Consider the following 1213-nt stretch of genomic DNA (forward strand, 5'->3'; position numbering starts at 1 on the left):
GGCCGCGGCGAGCGCCGCGGGCGCAAGGCCCGGACGGCGGGCTCGCGGCCGGGTCTCGACCACGGCGACGAGCAGCTGCGTCCCGGCCGGACCGACGCCGACCACGGCCGCCCGCGCGACCGCCTCGACGGCCTCGATCGCCTGCTCCAGGCCGACCGGGGTGACCACACCGTCGGCCGTGGTGACGACGTGGTCGAGACGACCCTCGACCCACAGCCGCCCGGCGGCGTCGAGGTGCCCGACGTCGCCCGTGCGGTGCCACCGGGCGCCGGGCACGCCGCGGGTGGCCGCGCGGTCGGTCAGGTGGAGGCGGAAGTAGCCGCGCTTGAGGTGCGGCGCGCTCACGAGGATCTCGCCCGTGCGGCCCGGCTCGGCCGTCGGCTCCCCCGTGGCGGCGCCGGTGTCGTCGAGCACGCTGACGCGCACCTGGGTGGTCGCGGTGGGGCGCCCCACGCACACCCCGCCCGGGTCCCCGGCCGGCCGCTCGCGGGTGGCCTCGCGGATGTCGGTGAGCGTGACGTCGGTCATGAGCAGCCCCTCGGTCATGCCGTAGGGGGTGTGCGGCTCGGCGTTCGGCATCAGGCGGCCCGCGGCGGCGAGCACGGCCTCGGGAACGGGCGCCCCGGCGGACAGGAAGGTCCGCACGCGCGCGAGCGCCGCGTGGTCGTCCGCGCCCAGGTCGCCGGCCGTCGCGACGACGTTGACCAGCGCGGCCGGGGACAGGAAGACCACCGTCGCGTCGACCGCGGCCGCCGCGGCGGCGACCGCGCGCGCGGTCAGCGTCCGCGGGGAGGTCACGTCCATGGCCGGGGTGACCGAGCGCGCGCCCAGCGCCGGCCCGAGCAGCGCGAAGGGCGCGAAGCCCGCGACGAGGCCGGTGCCGGTCCCCAGGTCGTACTGCGCGCCCAGGGCGACCGCCACGGCCGCGAGCTGGCGGTGCGTGTAGACGACGCCCTTGGCGGGGCCGGTGGAGCCGGAGGTGAAGAGCACGGCGGCGGTCGCGTCGGCGTCGGGATCGTCCGGGAGGTCGACGCCCCGTCCGAGGTCGAGGAGGTCGACCAGCGCGTGGTCGACGCCCAGGGCGCGGGCCACGGCCGGTGGCAGGGGCGTGGTCGAGAGGCGCCGGCCCGGCCAGCCGAGCGCGCGGGCGGCGCTCAGGCCCCGCAGGGCGCCGATCACGTGGTCGGGTCGCGCGCCGCGCACGGCGCGGGTC

Annotated in this window: 1 protein-coding gene; it reads right to left on the reverse strand. The window is 79.4% G+C overall.

The genetic code is table 11. From position 1 onward, the window contains the following. Window positions 1-1213 (reverse strand): AMP-binding protein (locus tag IDM29_RS16785; protein WP_188037846.1); only part of this gene is annotated, 1213 nt, incomplete at both ends.

It is taken from the genome of Actinotalea sp. JY-7885, assembly GCF_014525465.1.
Taxonomy (GTDB): domain Bacteria; phylum Actinomycetota; class Actinomycetes; order Actinomycetales; family Cellulomonadaceae; genus Actinotalea.